A 20,124-nucleotide genomic window follows, 5' to 3' on the forward strand; every position below is an offset into this window, starting at 1 on the left:
TCTCCTATTCCATAAATGGCTTAAAAGCGTTGTCGTAGTCTTCGCTGTTGCCAAGTCTACCATTAATAAGACATACAAGTTCTACAGTAGCGTGGAAACTGAGTCGTTCGTCGCTTGCACGGAATAAATCGTGAGTGAAGATATATCTCACGCCTTCCTTCTTCAAACCCATACGAGAGATGATTTCATCATCGCATTTAAGTGGTGTCTTGAATGACAAATTCATTCTTGCAACAACGGCATCAACACCCTGTTCGTGCATCTTCGCAAAACTTAGACCTGTAGATTTAAGAAAGCGATGTCGTGTATGTTCTGTATAGTGCAAATAATTAGCGTTGTTTACGATGCCTTCTATATCACATTCATAGTCACGCACTTCCATGCGTGTTTCATATATATATTTCATAATTTATTTTTATATCGTTACCCATTGATGAAATTGAATTCCATCTATATTGGTTATGTAATGACTACCTAACTTCAGAAGTGATGAATGTTTTCATTCATCACTTCTGAAATAGTATCATTATCATAATAACGATATTTATTGCTAAATATTGCTTCGTATAGAGATTTCTATTCTGGAGCCTTAGCCGACATTGACGATACCGCATAAGCAGTGAAAAATCCTCTTGCCCCATTAGATATGTTGGTAGAGATATTGGCAGGAGGCCCTCCAAACATAGGGTTTGAACCATTCTTCTGGCTTGCACATTCATTTATAAAGTTATAGTATGCCTTGCTAATATTACTAAACTCCACAATCATACTGTCGCCCGATGACATGAATATCATATCCTTTGCATCATCATCGCTGAATTTACTCTTATCAGCGACATCGTTAAAGTTCCATACCGAGAGGTTCTTTACATACTCACCGTTAAGGCTCACGTCGTTAAACGCAATATACTTACTGATCTTGTTATACCACACGCCATTGATGCTATATTTGCCCATATAATAGTTCTCTACATCTCCATCATCCTGAGCACTTATATTTAAAGAGTATAATGTATATTCGCCGACCTTCTTCTTAGAAATATTAAACGAGTCTACCTTCAGAGCTTTTGGCATATTACACTCTGCTGTATACTCCTCGTCGCTGCCATCATTGTTAAAGTCCATCACAACCGATAGCTTATAATTCCATCCCGGTTTACCCATCATTGGGTCCTTAGTAGCATATATACCGCTTCCCACAGAGTCCTGTGTAAGCATATATAATTTAGAAACCATCCCACTGTCCTCTTTTAAGGTAACGATAGCTTTAGAGATACGCTTATTTATCTCCTTGTCGAAGAAACCGCTTGAACTGCTCACCTGTATCTGTTGCCTTATGTTCTGATTTGTTATGGTTCCATATATGACAGGCACATAAGCCGAAGTCTTCGTATTTATAGTCGTATCCTCAGTGCATGAAGATATAGTCGCAATAAACAATAAAGCGATTACAGACGCTGATATAGATTTTATTTTATTCATTGCCTTATTAGAATTTAAAATTATAAGTTACTGATGGTATCGCTCCGAATAGATAAGTCATTTTAGCTTGAGGATATCCGTCGGCGGTGTTCTGATCAAATGATGTCATCCACGGATTCTTGTGCCAATACACATTATAGACAGAGAATACCCACTCTCCCTGGTACCATCTCTTAGGGTGTTTGTGTGGATGATACGTGGCAGATATATCCATGCGATGATATGGTTCTTTGCGCTCCTGGCTCTTGCCCGTATAGATAGGGTAATACTCTCCGTTTATCTCCATTCTGCCAGTAGGATAGGTGACAGGCGTACCAGTAGAGAATATCCACTCGGCAGACACATCCCACTTTTTAGATAATTCATAGCTTCCAAGGATGTTAATGCTATGCGTTTTGTCGTTTGGTGCCAAATATGTCTTTCCATTATTGATACCTGCTATCGTACGGTCGGTATGTGCCAACGTATAATTTACAAATCCAGTCAGTCGTCCTGTATTCTTTTTCACCATTATCTCCATACCGTAAGATTTTCCCTTACCGGTTCTGATATCGCCATCCAGTTTTTCATTAAGCAGAATCTGTGCATTGTCTTTAAAGTCTATCACATTATTCATACCCTTGTAATAGAACTCTACAGAAGTCTCAATGGCATTATCCTTAAAGTTTCTGAAGTAACCCACCGAATATTGGTTAGCCTCCTGCGGCTTGATGTTTGGACTAGCTGGGAACCATAAGTCAAGAGGAGATCCCGAATCAGAATTATTGGCTATCTGGATAAACTGCGTGTTATGAGTAAAGTTCGCCTTCACTGACGACCATTCATTCAGTTTGTAAACCAGTCCAGCTCTAAACTCCGGTCTTATATAAGTATGATATATCTTGCCGTTGCCATATTCTGTAGCTCCCGATACATCATAATTATTATCATAGTGATACTGAAGTGTCTTTCCCATGTTTCTAAACGCCGTCAGTCTGGCTCCATAGTTCACTGATATCGCCTTACTTAAGTTCTGTTCAGCCCCAAAGTAGATGGTATGTTCAAGTGCATACGATTTGTTCATCCTGAAGTCTGGATATCCTGCACGTGTTATCATAGCAGGGTTAAACATGTGATATGTAGTAGTAGCACCATATTGCAGATTCAGTTTGTCAGATATAGTGTGGCTGAAGTCAAGTCTTGCCTCTAAATTCTGAATGTCAGATTGCCATTCAGCCCTAGAGTCTGTAACCTTCCACGCTAAATCATAACTATACTTGGTGTAATTCAGACTCAACTTAGAAAACAATTTATCAGAAAAGATATGGTTCCAGAAAGCCGAAGCCACAAAGTTGCCATAACCTATATCGCCAAAAGATGATATAAACCTGTCTCTGCCATTATATAAATTCAGTCCCACTTTGTCAGTCATTGACAGACGATGAGAAACTTTAGCATTGAAATCATAAAAATATAGATACTCTTTTCTCTTCTCTGGGTCAGAAGACATGCGCAGAAACAAATCTGCATAACTGCGTCTGCCACTTACTAGCCATGATGTTCTCTCACCAAGGGGTCCTTCCAGAGTCAATCTGCTAGATATCAGTCCAATGCCACCAGCGCCCTTCACCTTCTCAGGAGCATCGTCCTTCATCTCCACATCCAAAAGAGAAGATAATCGTCCGCCATACTTTATTGGCATATTACCTTTATACAGTTCAGCACTCTTCACTGCGTCATTATTAAATACAGAGAAGAAACCGAACATGTGTGATGCGTTGTATATATTTGTATTGTCAAGCAATATCAAGTTTTGGTCAGCGCCACCACCTCTCACATTAAATCCGCTACTTCCTTCAGACGTACTTTGCACTCCTGGTAGTAATTGAATAGCCTTAACTACATCTATCTCACCCAGTAGCGCAGGCACCTTCTGTATTTCGGATCCAGTCAACTTCTGCACACCCATTCTGGTATCAGTGATGTTTGCTTCCTTTCTCTGCGATGTTACTACTACCTCATGGATATTCCGTTCGTATGATATTCTGTTAGAATCATTACCTGTGCTATCCCTATTGATCACATTCACCTTTTTTCTCGGTTTAGTCTTCTGAGCATACAAATCTGTATAAGAAGAACAAATCACGAAAAAGCCTAATACCAATATTGGTAAAGAGCTTGAACTAGTCCTTAAAACCAAACCTAATGTTTTACTTAATGTCATTTTGTTTATTGCTTACCTATTGACGGAATTTAATTTGTGCAAATTAAACTCTGCCAATGGGTTTATTATTTTTCTTGTTAATATATTTGCGTAATTGTGAATTCACTAATACTCTATACAATCCGAGTAAACAATCTTTTTGCCTCTTTCGCTTAATTTGTTATTTAGTATAAACGCATTTTAATTGCAAAAAATTATGTTACTTGTAGAACTTTATGTATGTACTTAAGTTCATTACGGTCCATGCGGCAAAAAATAAAATACTTAATCTTCTCATAATTATTAATGTTTATAGTAAAATTTATCTGTTCTACTTATATAACATGTATTTTATCTTTTACCCCTATCCTGAAAACATTTTTTTCTTCTAAATATCTAAAGTTTTTATAATAAGGTCTTTTTCCTCTTTATATTTCGTCCATCAATTAAATATGTCTTCTTTATATTATCCAGATATAGCATCTGTTAATTTATTATCAATGTCTGTTTGTTTATATAACAGCCATAGGGCAATTCCTCTACTAAAGAAAGACCAAATCACATCTGTATGAAATCATCATATACGAATAAGCATCACTATAGTTTGTGAGTATTTCTAAATATTTTTATAATGAAATGAATACCTTCCATCATTATAAAAGGTCTATTTTACTGTCAGCTTCCGTAATCTTTCTTTTCGGTTTGCATGGACTGCCAAATGCGACATAACCTGCAGGAATATCCTTTGTTACCACACTACCTGCGCCGATTACTGCACCGTCACCGATAGTGACACCTCCTAGAATAACAACATTTGATGCAATCCAGACATTATTACCAATATGAATTTCATCGGCATATTCAGAAACAGATACGTGACCATCATTATATTTCATTGCCGTACGCTCTTCGGCTATCAGTGGATGATTAGTAGCCATGAGAGATACATTAGGACCAAACATAACATTATCGCCAATATAAATACGAGCATCATCCATCACCATGAGATTAAAGTTAGCAAAGAAGTTATCCCCAATGAAAGTATGAGTTCCGTAATTAAATTGTATAGGACCTTGGAAATAGTACTTCTCTCCGATACTTCCTATAAACTCTTTAATAATTGGCAATCTGGCTTTGTCATATTCATCCATAAGATTAAATTTCCGGCATAGTTCATGAGTTTTATGTTTGATATCACGCAGTTCTTTTGTACGAGCATCAAATAGTTTTCCGGCAAATATTCGTTCTTCTTCTGTCATATTTTTCTTATTTAAAAATTATTATTAGCGATGGTAATATAACCATATTAATAATTTAAAGTTGTATACATCATTGATTCTTTTCGCCCTTAAGATATTCATATCCTATTCTGCATCTCAGACAGTTCTTTTTGTCACAATATTCGTTTTTTAGTTGGATGAGTGCTTGCGAGTCTCCTGCATTCTCAACATTCAGTCCGCATTCTTTCCACATCCTTACGATATGATTGTTTTCGGCTTTCAGCTGTTCTAGAAAGTCGAATGCTCGGTCGCAATATTTCTCTTTGCTCTGATGTCGCCCGTAAGCGAACAAAACAGGGATTACGGTGTTTATCATCAGCAAGTTTAGCGAGAACGGAGAGATATGCTTCTCGTTCTTTTCACTTTCAGAACCGAATGTATAATGCGTTTCCCAATATTGAGTCACACCAATATGCATCGTGTTCATAGCTTCCTTTACGGTATCACATTCCACAATCTGACTGATGCTGCATTTGGCAGTATAATACATATTGGCAAGTTGCGATATACGAATATGAGGAAAGTTTTGCGGTCTCAATCTTAAGAACCTCCACATGTTGCTATCAATCTGTTGGAGTCCGAATTTATGTTTCAGATACAAATATTCGTCTTTCAACTTATTAAAGTATCCGTCAGCAATCGCAGTATCATGATATTTAGTAGGAACGGTATCTAAATCCAACAACCCAGCCTGCCCCATGAATATTGCTTCAATTTGGAAGAGGTTGTCGCGATGATGTGCCACGTCGTTAAGCGGAATACTTAATGCCCAATGTTCAAATGCGTCACCATTGATACCGAAACCGAAGTTGCGTGCCAAAGTAACAAAAAAGCCAGCTTCCCACGAACCGTTACACTGTTCAACTCTGCTTATTATCGCATCGGTCTTCTGTTCAAGGCGTTCCGTTTGCAGAGCACTCATCCATGAGTGAACCATTAAGTTACTTAATTCGGGTATAATCTTGTAGCATGGGGGATATTTATCTGTCGAAAGTAATTCGACATAATGTTGTGTGACATGTTCAGGTACGTCAAGTTGTAGTTGTGGAATACAATCACCATTTTGATTTTTCACTTCCATATCAATGTCACCGCAAACATGCAAAATGACATTATTATATCTTTCGTCTTTGTCGTGTTTATGTAGATACCAGTCACTCGCTTTATCGTGTATCTCCACGTTTCCCACCCAAAGAGTGTCATCGATTTTTATTTTAGCATTAAAGAAGTCTGGACCGGAATTCATATTGTGTAATCCGGAGTCAATTACTTCAACGTGGAGTCCTTTAGTGGTCTTCATTTCTTGCAATGGCAGCATTTTATGCTTCCAGACATAGTGTAGTAATTGTTCCATTATGTGTAGTGGTAAGTAAGGTCTTTAATTTATGCAAAGATATCGCCAACGAGTACAGAATCATCAAGTTTACTTGAATGTTATGTCGAGTGCAGCTTTATCTTATGCAAAGATATTGCCAGCGAGTACAGAATCATCAAGTTTACTTGAATGTTATGCTGAGTGCCGCTTTATCTTATGCAAAGGTACGCTTTTATCTTTTAACGTGAAAATAAACGCTACCATTATTTATTGTGAGAAGTAAAGGAAATATTAGAATAGATAGCAGTATAGTGAATAGCTAGGTATAATTGATTGTATTGAATATATTGAACAAATTAAATTATTAATCATTGATCCAATATCTTTATAAATTACCTTAATTAGTTCTCTAGTTTAGAATTATTTCTAATCAGAGTTGTTGTTTTAAGAATTGCATTAATAATCTTTTGTATGTCAAGCAATAATAATAGCAACAAAAATCGGACTTTCTTTAACGGAAAGTCCGATTGATAAGAGGATATTATAGCGGCTGTATGTTCTTTAGTTGGTAAGTGCAGCTTATTACTTCATTTGTTGACTGACTTATCAAAATTCGATCTATATTCAATATGTTTTTTATAAAATCGTTAGTGTCTAGTCTATGTATTTTAGTCTAAATCGTTTTTATAGTGAAAAGCTTTAATTATCGGAGTCAAAAATGGCAAATAAAGATCTTTATAGTCACCTTTTTTCAAAGTGCTTAGAATATAATCCTGATCATCAATTTTTGAAGAATCAAAAAAATAACTTATAACAGAAGTGTCTTCTTTAATTCTATAGAATGCTAAATTTGTAATAGGATTCATTTTATTTATTCTTTCTTGATACGTTAGTCTATTAAACTCATCCAAATTATCCTTATAATAATAGTTCTCACACACAATATATACGGCATTTACTTTTTCCTTTATTATTTCCTCCGCAATGTTGTTTACGATACGATACATTGTGGTCTTAATAGAGAAACCATAAGATTTTGTTTTTAAAGTATTGTCTTTATATACAACAATAAAAGTAGGCATCATTTCATGTTTTTGAAGCTTATAAATTTCAATGTGTAAAATCATAAAGATTTCCATAAAATTTGATCCTTTAAAGTTCTTCATATACTTTGCAAGCGAAACTTTATTATCTTTAACAACTAAATTCTGAATGTACCCTCTTTCAAAATGATTCTCTTTTACATTGTATACATAGTCCTGAATGAAAAGCATATCTTTGGGAATTCTGTCAAATTTATATGTAAGAACTTTTTGCAGTAAATCCTCAGTCACTTTATCTTTCGGTTTTATATCATCATATATTGCCTTAAAGAAATCTTTAATTGACGTAACCCCATCCTTGATAAAAGGATAAATCTCATACTTCTCATTATTATCAATAAACTGGAAGGTACAACTGAAGTAGACCTCCCATTTTTTGAATGAGAGGAATACTACCTTAAGTTCTTCCAATATAGATTTATATGGCTGATCATTCTCAATATCAAATTCTTTCTTATAAATTTCTTCAGCAGAGGTTTGAGTATAAACGTTGATGGTAAGACGCTTGCCCAAATCAAATGGGTGTTCGTGGACTACGATATTTCTATTATCTAATAACCATTTACAAGATTCACTCTTAAGATACAAATCACGATATTTAAGGTAAATAGGATCATTGTTAGATTTTAATGATTTTTGTATAGCATAAGTTATGCTTCTATATTCTATTAAAAAATTATCCAAATTGGAAATATTGTCATAAAATGAATTTCCTACGGTTAACTTTTCCAAACACTTAAATGTATTGTAGCATTTTAATAGTGCAGGACGTAGACAATCTTCTTCGTATTTATTTTCTACCATTTTATTTATTTTCATCCTCTAAGATGCTTGTATTTACAATATTTAATGCAGCTAATCTTTCTTCATATTCAGCTTCTATATCTTCAGTTGAAAATGCACTCTTATGACTAAACGTAGCAAGTTCATTTGAATGATGTTTTCTAAAAGCTGAATTTGTCGAATTATCAAAAAGATTGTCCAACATATTAATGTAGTACCTTTTTTCCAAAGAATGTTTGATTCTTCTTGTTGACTTGCTATAAGAACCAGACATCATGAGTGATGGTGCTAGGTCTTTTGATCCTCTTTCTGGAGTTTCTGAAGAAAGACATTTAGGTTTCAGCTCATTCACAGTACCTATAAAGTTAATCATTAACTCTGGAAAAGGTATCAAATTCTTTACCTCGCAAAACGAAATGACATTATCATTAGTAAAGTATGACAACCCTTTTTTGGTTTCATAATAGTCAAAGTTTTCGCAAGGAGCATCATTTTTTGCAATAACAATATCAGGCGTCGTAAATACTCGAACATCATGAGCTGACTGTATAGTCGCATTATGATACAAATATAACTTCATATCATCCTCTTTTACCTTTTTTGTCGCTTCAAAGTATGAAAAATTTTGTAATCTTCCGGATGGACTACACTTATATCTGAAGAAGCCTTTCTGCAGATTTTTTACATTCACTATATAACCTCTGCTTTCATAATACAAGATGATTTTATGATAGCATGACATTTCAAAATAGTTGCTTATCTTTTTTGAATGTTCTGCCAATGTTATTCGATGCTTATTTGCAAAATCCTTGAGTTCTCTCTCGAATTCAGTTATATCCTTAAATGGAGTCGTCAGTTTCATATTCTGGTGTTTTATAAAGATTTAAGCAGTTTTTTAGGAAATCAATTGTTTCTTTGAACTTAAAGAAATTCGAACTCAATTGATATTTTTTCATTATTTTACTAAATGTAATTACGGACGCGAGCATATGATTTTGCTGACTCTTATCTAAAATTTCGCTGCCAATTTTAATTGAACATTCACCGTTACTACCATTAAGCTTATTTACGCTTTTATAGAAACTCGTGGCACCGTCAATGTGTCCCATTACATACCTATAGAAAAGGCTCATTGCAAGTAATGCATCAATAGTTGACTCGTATTGTTCCAATACCATGTATTTTTGGTATTGTTTTGACCAGATTTGCTTTATCTGAGCTTTTCTGGCATCAAATTCGTTACACATGGGATGGCATATCCCCCCAGGTAAGCCATAACATAAGATATTGATTAATGAACTTTTTTCAGGCATAAATAATATTCGTTAACTTCTTAATATGTTTTTATATAGTGACACTCATCTCCCTAGTCTTGATAACTGTAAGATTTTTACAGTTACTCATACGGATTCACTGATCATACCTTTTTATTTATTCTTATTAGCATACACTTGTGAATAAATAATTATTTTGTATTGATGCCTAACGCCTCAATACCACTTTGCGAATTAACACATTTCATCCTGCTTCAGGAAGAATTCTGGAGGGGAATGAGAAGGATATTAATTCCGCATATGGACTACTACGAGTTTGTGATTTGCTCATATTCTCCATGGTGAAGGACCGTTGTCCGCAGGTTGCCATTCAACTCTTTTTTCATTATTCGTTACAAATGTACTACGAATATTTTTAATTGTCGTTGTTTTGTACGATAAAAATTTGTTTCAGATGTGCTTTTTATGAATGATAGAACCATTTAGTTACACTTTTTCAAAGCAAACACGCCCATTATTTCTTGTGAGAATTAAATCTATCTTTAGATAAATGCTGATAAAGATAACTTCATTGTTCATATCACCTTGTACGATCACTATAAATCTAAATTCATGACAGCCCTGCTAAAAAACGCCAAAAATGCAGAGAAGACCCCCTAAATGTACAAAATTCAAATCGTCACTGAGAAATCTAGGCTTTAAACATGTATTTGAACATGCTGGACAAAACACGAATAACTTTTAGTGGACTCTGGTTTTAATATGATAAGACACACCATTTCTGTCCTCATTTTATATTCAAGGGCACACGAATAATATTAAGTTGTGAACAAAGATGCAATATCATTAGGCGTTATTTTCTAATATCCTCATCTCCATATATTTATATGGAGATGAGGAATATTTATAACTAAAAAACAGAGAAGCTCTCATTTAATGATATTTGTATAGTTCCATTTTCAAACCCTTTAGTGCTCTATTTCGGCGACTTTTTCATGGATTTGTCAAGTGTCTCATATTTTTCTTCTGCCAGTTTCATGATTTTTAGCTTATCTGGTGTATAGGCCTGTGCAAATGGTTCAAGTGGAGGTACAATGCCGAGATAATCCTTGTTGTCTATGTAAAACTTCGTCATTTTAATTATAGCTACCAAATAAATAGTCTTGTCAAATTTAATATTGTAGCGCAAACCATTGCTTATTATGCCCGCCTCATAGGCAAGAAAGCAGAGTGCTCCTGACGTGCTTTGGCATATATTATTCTCAAATTCGCCAAAAGGGACCGTCACATCTTTCGACTGTATATTCCAATTGTGAAAAAATAGACTAGCCTCAGACATTTTAGGGGCCGTAATTGGATGATCGAGGTAATAATTAGAACAGTATAAAGCTTCTGCATTATATTTTGAAGCTTCCTTGGCAGAAGTAAACTCCTTTACTTTGGGTACCCGCAAGTCGGCGGCTCCCTCCTCTAGTAACATAGAAATCTTATCTGCAGCTGCTTCATTACCCGACTCTTTGAGATATTTCTGAAGAGATACCAGCTCGTCAAAATATGGAGAAGTATCATCTCCATAATATTTCTGTATAATTTTCAGTCCCTTCAGCTCTTCTGTAATAGCGTCTTTGAAACGTTTTAATTTAACCAACTCTTCAGCAAAGTTAGTGTATGCCGTTCCCAAATTTATCCACTGTACCATATGTTTATTCGGCATTTTTTCCAGAAGACTAATAGATCTTTGTGAACTCTCTATAGCAGCATTCATTTGATTGGTGTTCATCTGGCAAACGCTGAGATATTTTAGTAGTCCAGCATAGCAGAAACTTGTAGAATCTTGGAATTCAGCCCAAAGCTCAACTGCCTTTTTTACTTCCGTTAATGCTTCATCAAATTTATTTAAGCGCTCCATGCACATTCCGCGACTTGCAATGAGCAGGATGAGATTTGAATCGCTTTTGTCCACTTGTTTGGAAAGTATGTCTATTTGCTTGGTCCTTAGCAGATAGCCTCCGGCATAATTTCCGTTGTTTATTGCTATATCTGCAAGACTGTCTAGGCTTTTTATATCATCTTGAGCTTTGACAGTTATAGGAACTAGCAACATAAAAAAGAAGATCATACTAAATAGACTAAATTTCTTCAGTCCACGCTTTTCGTAAACATTTAAGTTGTTCATATTTCTTGTGCGGTTAATTATGTTTTTATTTATTTTCATACGTTTCATGGCTCTATAATAGTGCAAATATAATCATTTTAGATAATTAAAGCAATGATTTGACTTGAAAATTTATGGAGAATCAGCCAAAAGAGATAAGATAACCTTGCCGGTTAATTTATACAACCTTACGAAACATCATTCAATGAAATAGAATGTCTATCCCGAAACGAGAAACACGTTCTCTTTATAAAGTAGAAAATAAACTTATCTGTTTTTCCAATTCTTTCCAATGTTTAAAGTATTGGAAAGAATTAAAAAGATTTTGTACTCAGAACTTATTGAGTCTTCATGCATCATTGATGCTTTTTAATATGATGAGGCGCTGATCGCAACAAAAGATAACCGATAGTACCGCCGATAATTGACGCCGAAAAAATGCCAACCTTGGCTTGAATGATATTGGTGGTATCGGTAAAGGCTAGCGCCGTGACAAACATTGACATCGTAAAGCCGATTGACGCTAAAAATCCTATTCCTATGAACTGTCGCCATGTCATCGTCTTGGATTTGTTTCCTAATTTAAGTTTGGTTAGTACCCATGTGGAAAGTAAAATGCCAATAGGTTTGCCTAAAAGAAGTCCCAACGAGACTCCGATAATGACGTTTGACGAGAAAAGACTTGAGAAGTCCATATCAATAAAGTTCACACCAGCATTAGACAAGGCAAAAATGGGCATGATGCAGAATGCAACAAATGGATGTAGTCCATGTTCCAAACGCTGCAATGGAGGCACTGCTTCTTTTGAGGTCTTTTTTACTTTTGTGATAATCTCAACTTGCTCTTTCTCTAATGTGATAACATCGTTGGATTGTGCTTCCTCAAAGTGGTGAAGTTGCTTCTTCAGCCGTGAGATAAAAGCTGCTTCTGGTATCTTTGAGTCTGCTGGAATCATGAATGCAGACAATACTGCCGAGATTGTGGCATGGACACCTGACATTAGAAATGCCGTCCACACACCACCAATACCAAGAATAGCATAGAACCATACATTTTTTACTCCCAATTTGTTTGCAATAAACATTATCAATAGAAAAGCCATACCTACAGCAATGCTTGCTAAAGATATGTTTGAGGTGTAGAACAATGCAATAACAAGGACTGATCCTAAGTCGTCTACAATGGCAAGGGTGGTAAGGAAAACCTTGGCTGCTAGCGGAACACGATCACCAAGCAGATAGATTACCGCTAAAGCAAAAGCAATATCTGTAGCCATGGGAATTCCCCATCCGTGGGCAGCAGACGTTCCATGATTGAATAACAAGAAAATCAAAGAGGGAACAATCATTCCCATGAGGGCAGCGCCTGAAGGTAGAATGACTTGTCGGATATGTTGAAGTTCGCCACCGATAAATTCACGTTTCAATTCAAGTCCAACAACAAAGAAGAACATGGACATAAGACCATCGTTGATCCAATGCTCTAAACTGAAATTCAGATATGATTTGCCATCTACAATAAATCCGAGATGATGATGAAAGAATTGTTGGTATTCATTGCGTAGGGGAGAGTTGCCCAAAAATAGTGCTACGATCACAGCTAAAGCAAGTATGATGCCACCTGATTTCTCGTTCTGCATGAACTGTTGAAGTGGCATTATAATCTGATGATTGATTTTACGTTGATACTTATTATCCATATACAAATTAATCTAAAAGAATTGTGTGATTTTTAAATTTAAAAGTCTTTCTCAGATATTTATCAGGTATGAGCCATGTGGTCGGCAAGACAATATCTAATTACAAAGATAAGAAATAATACTAATAAATTAGAATGGAAAGTGTAGATTTATGGTTAATTATGGCTTGATAACTCAATGGAATTTATTCGCACGTAGAGTCGTTGTGATACAAAGGTAACATAGTTTTTTATATTTAAACGTGAAAGCAGCATCTATGCCATCGAATGTTTATGAAGAAAAGAGGAGCAAGTTGTTCTTATTAATTAGAAGATGATTAGATGTATTTTTTATCTAATTCTTTCCAATGCTTAAAGAATTGGAAAGAATTAAATAAAATTAAAACAATCATAAGATTCTTTCCAATACTTTGAGAATTGGAAAGAATTGACTAGATTTGCATGTGTAACTATAACATGAATGTATTATGATAGAAAGACCTCCTCGCATAACAAATCAACAATTAGCAAAAGCCTTGTGGGACAAAAATAAACGGTTAAATGAGGAACTGCAAACCTTGTTGGATAAGATTAATGATGGCTATGAGTATTGGGACACTGTGAAATACAAGAAACTTCCATCTGGAATTACTGATATTGATCTTTGGACCTATGTAAAAGCTTCGAGAGTGAATCTGACTATTGGAGTTTGGCATAACCCACTTTTGATGCTTGGGTTAACAAATAGAATGCAACGCTTATGTCATGAATTTGACATGAATTTTGGAGGCTCATGGGGGGATAACTCTGTAATTCCGGAAGAAAGTCGTCAGCAATATTTGGTAAGCTCTTTAATGGAGGAAGCTATCTATTCTAGTCAGATGGAAGGTGCAGCTACAACTCGCAAGGTAGCCAAAGATATGTTGCGCAAGAAGATAACCCCACGTGACAAGTCTCAGCAGATGATTGCTAATAACTATCAAACAATTAATTATATTGCTGAACATAAGAAAGATTCATTGACACCAGAACTATTACTACAAGTTCATCAACTAATGACAAGCAACACACTTGATAGCCCAGATGATTCTGGAAGGTTTAGACAGAATGATGATATAGTGGTTGAGAATGGTATAACACATGAGACGGTGCATATACCACCAACTTATACAGAAATTCCTTCTTTTGTGCAAACCTTGTGTGATTTTTTCAATGAAACGCATTCAAAAGTTTTTATTCATCCAATTATAAGAGGTATCATCATTCACTTTATGATTGCTTACGTGCACCCGTTTGTTGATGGAAATGGTCGTACAGCTCGTGCCATGTTTTATTGGTATATGCTTAGACAAGGATATTGGCTTACAGAATACATGTCTATATCCAGAGTAATCGCAAAGTCGAAAAAAGCCTATGAGAAATCATTTTTATATACGGAAGCAGATATGTTAGACATTGGTTATTTCGTCAATTATAATCTTAGTGTCCTTGAAAAGTCATTTAAACAACTTCAAGAATACATTAAGCGTAAACAATTGGATAAGAATTCTGCAAATACATTCTTTAAATTGGGAAATATCAATGAACGACAAGCACAGATTCTCAAAATGTATTATGAAGATCCAGCACTTGTCCTTACTGTAAAAGATTTGCAAGGGAAGTTCTTGGTTGCTCCAACCACAGCGAAAAATGATTTGGTATTACTTCTTGAGCGTGGATTAATTAAAGAAATAGCTTTCAATAAGGTGAAAAAGGGATATATAAAGGGAGAACTCTTCGACAGTCAGGTTATTGATATGATAGATAAACAATAGTAATATTCTTTATTTGGTCTTTAATAGTTCTATGTATCTTTTCCAATTCTTTCCAATGTTTAAAGAATTGGAAAGAATTGGATTATGATATATTTTAAATAAACAACTTAAAAATTTGTATTTAAGATACCTGACGAGTTAAAGCCGGCAATGATAATTGCCAAATTGTTTATCTAATAATGAACCATGTAACCTTATGAGATTAAACCATATAGTGATGCCTCTCAGTCTCCATATTATTTGTCTCTTTCCGTCATTCAGGATGAGCTTGGAACAGCGGTTGTCGTTAGAAAATATTGGCTCTTCAAAAGCAGAAGAAATTCAATAATTCAGTTGATAAGTTGTTTTATTGGTTTTGAATAAGAATCATATAAAAGATGGTGCCCCCAGCAATAGTGAGGAGCATATTCTTGCGCCACAAATGTAGCACAACGCAAACAAAAATTCCTAAAAACTGCAGAAGACTATGGCGAGTTGTCAGCACACTCATATCCTTGAGACAATAGATGACAAGCATACCAAACACAGCTGAGGCTAGATATTTACCGAGGAATCGCACAAAATTCGGTGTGTGTTCCTTGCTTGGAAATACGATGAAAGGCAGAAAGCGTGTTGTCATGACTGCTATAACCATTGTCCCTATAGTAATAATTTCCTCTGTTGTTGTCATGAAGTAGCTTTTCTGTAATTGATGAATAATACAGCAAGAATGCAAAACATAGCTGGAATGATAAACTGCTGAGGACCGAACAAATACAAACATATAGAAGCTGCAACAATGCCCAACCACGAATAAATGCGGGTGTCTTTGTGACGTACATAATCGTCCATAAAGATAGCCACAAACATGGCTGTTACCACAAAGTCAAGTCCCTCGAGATGCCTTTGTAGTGTTTCGCCCAAGGTACGACCGAGCAGATAACCTATGATGCTACCTGTGACCCAATAGATGCAATCAAGTGCTGACACCCATAGATATCCCGTAAAGACATTGCCACTTTGCCGGAGTTTCTCCTCGTTGGTGAAGTTGACGGCGAAAGTCTCGTCGCTCATCCAAAAGATGAGAAGTGGCTTCTTCCACCCAGCCCCACGATATCTGTCAAGCATTGTTATGCCATAAAACAGATGTCGGGCTCCCACCATAAATGCCATGACAAATGCTGCCAAGGGATGGAAAGTGCTTAACAGTAATGTGAGGGCGATGAACTCAACCGAACCGCTATAGATAAGCAATGCCATGGATATTGGCACGCAAATGCTATAGCCCATGTTAGCTGCAAGCAAACCATAGGTTATGCCCAGGAACCAATAAGCTCCAAGCACTGGTAATGATAGGCGGAAAGCGGTACGGAAAGAACTCATATTATAATTATGATTGTTTCAACGCCATCTTTAACATCGTTTGCATGCGCTACATGAACTTCCAAAGATGAATCGCAGTTCAGGTCAATGCCTGCTTAATATCATTATAAATATCGTCAATATCCTCTAAGCCAACACTTAGACGTACAGTCGTGTTGAGTACGTCCATTTTAGCCTTCTCCTCAGCCGAGAAAGCGACAAAGATTGTGCTATAAGGATGAATGGCCAGCGTACGGTTGTCGAAGAGATTCGTAGCACGATGAATCAGCTTCAGACTGTCGATAAACTGGAAACATGACTTTTCGCTATCCAGATCAATACATACCATGGCACCAGCAGTCTTGCCAAATTGATGTTGCGCCAACTTATGATAAGGATTGTCAGACAGTCCTACATAGTTTACATGTTTAATCTGAGACAACTCCTGTAGGCGAGTGGCTAATTCTAGAGCATTGCTTGACTGCACACGATAGCGCGCATCAAGTGTTTCTAGTCCTATAGTTTGCAAATAAGCCACCTGAGGTGTCATGTAAGCACCGAAATTGAAGAGTTGTTCTCCTCTGATTTTCTGTTCAAAGCCCTCGACAGTGCCATAGTCTATAACCAATCCACCCAAAGAGGTAGCACCGCCACTGATATATTTTGTGGATGATACTACTTCGATATCAACGCCCATGTTGTGGCTTGAGAACTGTGTGAAAGGTATGGTCGTGGTGTCGGCCATCAAAATAGAACCCTTCTGGTGAACGGCATTTGCTAACTGTTGAATGTCAGCCACTTCCATCTGTGGATTGGTGATAATCTCGAAATATACGCAGGCGGTATTCTCATCTATCAATGCTGATGTAGCTTCTGCGTCAGTAAGATCAGCCAAACGAGTTTCTACACCAAAACGGGCAAGCGACTCAGTGAGTAATGAATAGGTGTTGCCAAAAAGATGCTTTGAGGTCACCACGTTCTTTCCATGAGCAGTCAGTGCCAGCAACGCATTGCTGATAGCAGCCATGCCACTGTTGAAAGCTGTTACATCTTTGGCGCCTGTGAGTATACGTACTCGATCTTCTAAATTCGTAACCGTAGGATTGCCCGTGCGAGAATAGTCGGGGGCTCCCGAACGACCAGAGAACGCCTCTGTCATGGCTGCTGCATTATCAAACTCAAATGCCACAGCGTTGTAAACAGGCATGCTCAGTGCATCGTAGGCATCACGACGCGCATAAGGAACATGAATTGCTTTTGTTGCCTCTCCCAGAGGCTTACTACACGAGCCCTTACAGTCGGGATTCGCGATGTTTTCTGATTTCTTCATTTATTATTATTTATATCTTTGTCTGTCATAGCAGCTACACAACTGTCACTCCAAACGTTTTCTGCAGTTTCTATCATGTCAATAATGGTATAAATAGGTAGAATAATACCCATTATGCCTATAGGGGCTCCCCTGTCCGCTCATCAGTACTTGTTTGCTTTGGCTTAACATATCTAACAGTCTATGCTTTTTATTAATTATGATTGCAAAGTTCGAAATAATAGGAATATTTTACAAGAGTTGATTAATATTTAGAAAAAATGTCTAAATTTGTGGCTAATTACAGAACGTTTGTTCTGTTAATATATGTATATTAACCCTTTCAAAGAACAATGATGGTTACATTAGACAAAGTTGATTTGGAAATCTTGCGTACTTTGCAGGATGATGGGCGACTCACTATGCGTGAACTTGCCTCAAGAGTAAGCCTTTCTTCTACACCTGTTTTCGAACGACTCAAGCGTCTGGAAGCAAATGGCTACATAATGAAATACATGGCAGTTCTTGATGCAAATAAACTTCATCGTGGTTTCACTGTGTTTTGTAATGTGAAGCTTCGTAGGTTAAATACACAAATAGCCATGGACTTTATAGAGAAAATTATGCATATCCCAGAGGTAACTGAGTGTTATAACACTTCTGGAAATTTCGACTATATGCTCAAGATTAATGCCTCTGATATGAAAACCTATCAGGAATTTCTCATCAATACGCTGGGTACTATCGACAGTTTAGGAAGCGTTGAGAGTACTTTTGTAATGGATACCGTCAAGCATGTTTATGGCATCAATTTGTGATGAAGATGCTTAGTTCTAGTGTACCTCTTTACGTTAGGCTTATTTCTGTTTTAGTGTAGGCTGATTGTTATGAAAATACAATCTTTGTGGGAGTAGTTTGAACAAGATCGTTGCTATATTTCTAGAAGTTGTTTTTCTATAGTATTATAAAATAGAAAAGGAGTTACAGAAATGTAACTCCTTGAAGTATAGTGGACTAGCCTGAGCTAGAACCCTAGACTTTCTGATGAGGCTCAGACCTTGAATTTATGTCAATGTTTACTTATCTCCGAAGATGTTGAGTTCTTCAATCTTTTGCTGATTCTTTGCCTTCATTAACTCTTCATATTTCTGCTCAAACAAGTTTCTGAGACAAGGATTAGTAATCACTTTGCGATGAGCAGTCATAAAATCATTGAATATCTGTGAATTCTTTTTGTCATTAGGATTTGTACGATAAATAGAAATGGCTTTACTAAGTTGTGCAGTATCAAACATCCATAATTGTAAAAATAGCGATGGCTTTTGTGTATGGAAAATCTGCTTGTCAGCTTCCATTGCTAAATTAGTAATATCACTCCATTTTAGATTCAGTTCTCCTTTATTATTACCATGAAGTCCAATCATGATGTCGTCATATCCACTAAAGAATAGTCTTCGACCTCTAATTCCACCCATGATAAGATATGCAGGGTCGTCAGCTCTAAGTTCACCTAGTAAATTATAATCACTAAGTTTCTTATTAACAAAGTTTCCTTTGATATAAGTATTTTCCGTCACGCTGTCGTCGAGATAAATTATATCAATCAGTTTACCAAAATCAATGAAATATCTCTGCAATACATGAATTTCATTTTTTGTAAGATAGAATCGTGCTGCAAGATATCCTAATGCTTCATCGCCAGTTTTCGCGGACTCGGGTGCAGAAAGACGCGTCACTGTTAGCATGTAAGAGAGATTAGCCATTGGTGAAGTTTTGGAAAAAGATGCTCTTCCGTTTTTATCGAAATTTATCTCAGTGGTTTTACCTTGTTCCAAGTAATAAGTGGCATCGTTTAGAAGTTCCGTGAAATAATTTGAAAAATGAGGATAGTTCACAGGAAAATGATAGATATATGTCTTAACATTGTTGCTATCGCTTCTAAGCGAGTCCATGGACATATTATAGATATTTCCCAGCATGCTGCCTATTTCTGCATTTGCCCATATGACGTTATGAATACACTGGTGCTTATTCTCCGTTGACTCTTTCGTAATAAGAGTTGCTATTCCTGGTTTAAAATAATCGTCGATATTAGTAATGATTTCTGAACTGGTATCATATGCAGAGAGCTTTGGAAAGTTCATTTCGTAGCTGGCATCATGAACACCGAAATAATTTTTGCTATCTTCATTGTTCATAAAATCAAAATACTTGGTTGTTGCAGGCATAGGATCAAAGAATAAACGATAAGTTAATCCAGCCCGCTCGAATCCATGAATATTATAATACTGTTTGCTTTCAGATACTAAAGCTATACGATTGCTAAAAATTAATTTCTCTGAATTGTCAGTCTTTACAGTCACAACAGTCGCAGAATCTGTGAATTCAACTTTAACAAACTCCAATGT

Annotated in this window: 17 protein-coding genes; 2 read left to right on the forward strand and 15 right to left on the reverse strand. The window is 36.2% G+C overall.

The genetic code is table 11. The features are described from left to right. Window positions 1–4: 4 nt before the first annotated feature. From B045_RS0104920 to nhaA, 10 genes are all read right to left on the reverse strand, one after another. Window positions 5–409, reverse strand: coding sequence for an acyl-CoA thioesterase (locus B045_RS0104920; protein WP_026234342.1), 405 nt, complete (start codon window positions 407–409; stop codon window positions 5–7). 167 nt (window positions 410–576) lie between these two features. Continuing rightward, on the reverse strand, window positions 577–1,482 hold the full coding sequence (locus B045_RS0104925) for a DUF4249 family protein (RefSeq protein ID WP_018463163.1): 906 nt from the start codon (window positions 1,480–1,482) through the stop codon (window positions 577–579). 7 nt (window positions 1,483–1,489) lie between these two features. After that, a complete protein-coding gene (locus B045_RS14285; RefSeq protein ID WP_081618592.1) occupies window positions 1,490–3,685 on the reverse strand; it encodes a TonB-dependent receptor plug domain-containing protein in 2,196 nt (731 codons plus the stop codon). A gap of 632 nt (window positions 3,686–4,317) precedes the next feature. Then, window positions 4,318–4,923: a sugar O-acetyltransferase gene (locus B045_RS15775; protein ID WP_018463165.1), complete on the reverse strand. Its 606-nt coding sequence runs from the start codon at window positions 4,921–4,923 to the stop codon at window positions 4,318–4,320. A 70-nt stretch (window positions 4,924–4,993) separates the two neighbouring features. Next, complete coding sequence (locus B045_RS0104940; protein ID WP_018463166.1) at window positions 4,994–6,298, reverse strand: DUF2851 family protein; 1,305 nt, start codon at window positions 6,296–6,298, stop codon at window positions 4,994–4,996. Between the two features lie 629 nt (window positions 6,299–6,927). Continuing rightward, a complete protein-coding gene (locus B045_RS0104945; RefSeq protein WP_018463167.1) occupies window positions 6,928–8,181 on the reverse strand; it encodes a hypothetical protein in 1,254 nt (417 codons plus the stop codon). After that, entirely contained in the window at window positions 8,168–9,007 is an 840-nt protein-coding gene (locus B045_RS0104950; RefSeq protein WP_018463168.1) for a hypothetical protein, read from the reverse strand. The genes B045_RS0104945 and B045_RS0104950 overlap by 14 nt, the downstream gene beginning before the upstream one ends. Continuing rightward, window positions 8,985–9,458, reverse strand: coding sequence for a hypothetical protein (locus tag B045_RS0104955; protein WP_154650104.1), 474 nt, complete (start codon window positions 9,456–9,458; stop codon window positions 8,985–8,987). The genes B045_RS0104950 and B045_RS0104955 overlap by 23 nt, the downstream gene beginning before the upstream one ends. Window positions 9,459–10,395: 937 nt before the next feature. Next, window positions 10,396–11,595, reverse strand: a complete 1,200-nt coding sequence (locus B045_RS0104960) for a tetratricopeptide repeat protein (RefSeq protein WP_238311952.1) — start codon at window positions 11,593–11,595, stop codon at window positions 10,396–10,398. 335 nt (window positions 11,596–11,930) lie between these two features. Next, window positions 11,931–13,274: a Na+/H+ antiporter NhaA gene (nhaA, locus tag B045_RS0104965; RefSeq protein ID WP_018463171.1), complete on the reverse strand. Its 1,344-nt coding sequence runs from the start codon at window positions 13,272–13,274 to the stop codon at window positions 11,931–11,933. A gap of 466 nt (window positions 13,275–13,740) precedes the next feature. Here nhaA and B045_RS0104970 point away from each other — a divergent pair, with 466 nt between their 5' ends. Beyond that, window positions 13,741–15,066, forward strand: a complete 1,326-nt coding sequence (locus tag B045_RS0104970; RefSeq protein ID WP_018463172.1) for a Fic family protein — start codon at window positions 13,741–13,743, stop codon at window positions 15,064–15,066. A 346-nt stretch (window positions 15,067–15,412) separates the two neighbouring features. Here B045_RS0104970 and B045_RS0104975 read toward each other — a convergent pair whose 3' ends face one another. The 4 genes from B045_RS0104975 to B045_RS15285 all read right to left on the reverse strand — a co-directional run bounded on the left by B045_RS0104975 (window position 15,413) and on the right by B045_RS15285 (window position 17,859). After that, window positions 15,413–15,736, reverse strand: coding sequence for a branched-chain amino acid transporter permease (locus tag B045_RS0104975; RefSeq protein ID WP_018463173.1), 324 nt, complete (start codon window positions 15,734–15,736; stop codon window positions 15,413–15,415). Next, on the reverse strand, window positions 15,733–16,428 hold the full coding sequence (locus tag B045_RS0104980; RefSeq protein ID WP_018463174.1) for an AzlC family ABC transporter permease: 696 nt from the start codon (window positions 16,426–16,428) through the stop codon (window positions 15,733–15,735). The genes B045_RS0104975 and B045_RS0104980 overlap by 4 nt, the downstream gene beginning before the upstream one ends. Window positions 16,429–16,507: 79 nt before the next feature. Further along, window positions 16,508–17,737 carry a trans-sulfuration enzyme family protein gene (locus tag B045_RS0104985; RefSeq protein ID WP_018463175.1) on the reverse strand — a complete coding sequence of 410 codons (1,230 nt, stop codon included), beginning with the start codon at window positions 17,735–17,737 and terminating at the stop codon, window positions 16,508–16,510. Continuing rightward, window positions 17,734–17,859: a hypothetical protein gene (locus tag B045_RS15285; RefSeq protein ID WP_262502959.1), complete on the reverse strand. Its 126-nt coding sequence runs from the start codon at window positions 17,857–17,859 to the stop codon at window positions 17,734–17,736. The genes B045_RS0104985 and B045_RS15285 overlap by 4 nt, the downstream gene beginning before the upstream one ends. A gap of 213 nt (window positions 17,860–18,072) precedes the next feature. Between B045_RS15285 and B045_RS0104995 the strand changes: the two genes are divergently transcribed. Continuing rightward, window positions 18,073–18,534, forward strand: coding sequence for an Lrp/AsnC family transcriptional regulator (locus B045_RS0104995; protein ID WP_044067635.1), 462 nt, complete (start codon window positions 18,073–18,075; stop codon window positions 18,532–18,534). A gap of 258 nt (window positions 18,535–18,792) precedes the next feature. Here the strand turns inward: B045_RS0104995 and B045_RS15425 are convergent. After that, window positions 18,793–20,124, reverse strand: a 1,332-nt coding sequence (locus B045_RS15425; protein ID WP_026234343.1) for a hypothetical protein, incomplete at its 5' end; no start/stop codon positions are given.

This window comes from Segatella paludivivens DSM 17968 = JCM 13650 (assembly GCF_000373185.1).
Taxonomy (GTDB): domain Bacteria; phylum Bacteroidota; class Bacteroidia; order Bacteroidales; family Bacteroidaceae; genus Prevotella; species Prevotella paludivivens.

Coding starts and splice junctions, on each gene's coding strand:
- B045_RS0104985 (WP_018463175.1), bottom strand. CDS start 17,737: ATGAAGAAATCAGAAAACATCGCGAATCCCGACTGTAAGGGCTCGTGT.
- B045_RS0104925 (WP_018463163.1), bottom strand. CDS start 1,482: ATGAATAAAATAAAATCTATATCAGCGTCTGTAATCGCTTTATTGTTT.
- B045_RS0104975 (WP_018463173.1), bottom strand. CDS start 15,736: ATGACAACAACAGAGGAAATTATTACTATAGGGACAATGGTTATAGCA.
- B045_RS0104945 (WP_018463167.1), bottom strand. CDS start 8,181: ATGAAAATAAATAAAATGGTAGAAAATAAATACGAAGAAGATTGTCTA.
- B045_RS0104960 (WP_238311952.1), bottom strand. CDS start 11,595: ATGAACAACTTAAATGTTTACGAAAAGCGTGGACTGAAGAAATTTAGT.
- B045_RS0104950 (WP_018463168.1), bottom strand. CDS start 9,007: ATGAAACTGACGACTCCATTTAAGGATATAACTGAATTCGAGAGAGAA.
- B045_RS14285 (WP_081618592.1), bottom strand. CDS start 3,685: ATGACATTAAGTAAAACATTAGGTTTGGTTTTAAGGACTAGTTCAAGC.
- B045_RS15775 (WP_018463165.1), bottom strand. CDS start 4,923: ATGACAGAAGAAGAACGAATATTTGCCGGAAAACTATTTGATGCTCGT.
- nhaA (WP_018463171.1), bottom strand. CDS start 13,274: ATGGATAATAAGTATCAACGTAAAATCAATCATCAGATTATAATGCCA.
- B045_RS0104955 (WP_154650104.1), bottom strand. CDS start 9,458: ATGCCTGAAAAAAGTTCATTAATCAATATCTTATGTTATGGCTTACCT.
- B045_RS0104995 (WP_044067635.1), top strand. CDS start 18,073: ATGGTTACATTAGACAAAGTTGATTTGGAAATCTTGCGTACTTTGCAG.
- B045_RS0104970 (WP_018463172.1), top strand. CDS start 13,741: ATGATAGAAAGACCTCCTCGCATAACAAATCAACAATTAGCAAAAGCC.
- B045_RS0104940 (WP_018463166.1), bottom strand. CDS start 6,298: ATGGAACAATTACTACACTATGTCTGGAAGCATAAAATGCTGCCATTG.
- B045_RS0104980 (WP_018463174.1), bottom strand. CDS start 16,428: ATGAGTTCTTTCCGTACCGCTTTCCGCCTATCATTACCAGTGCTTGGA.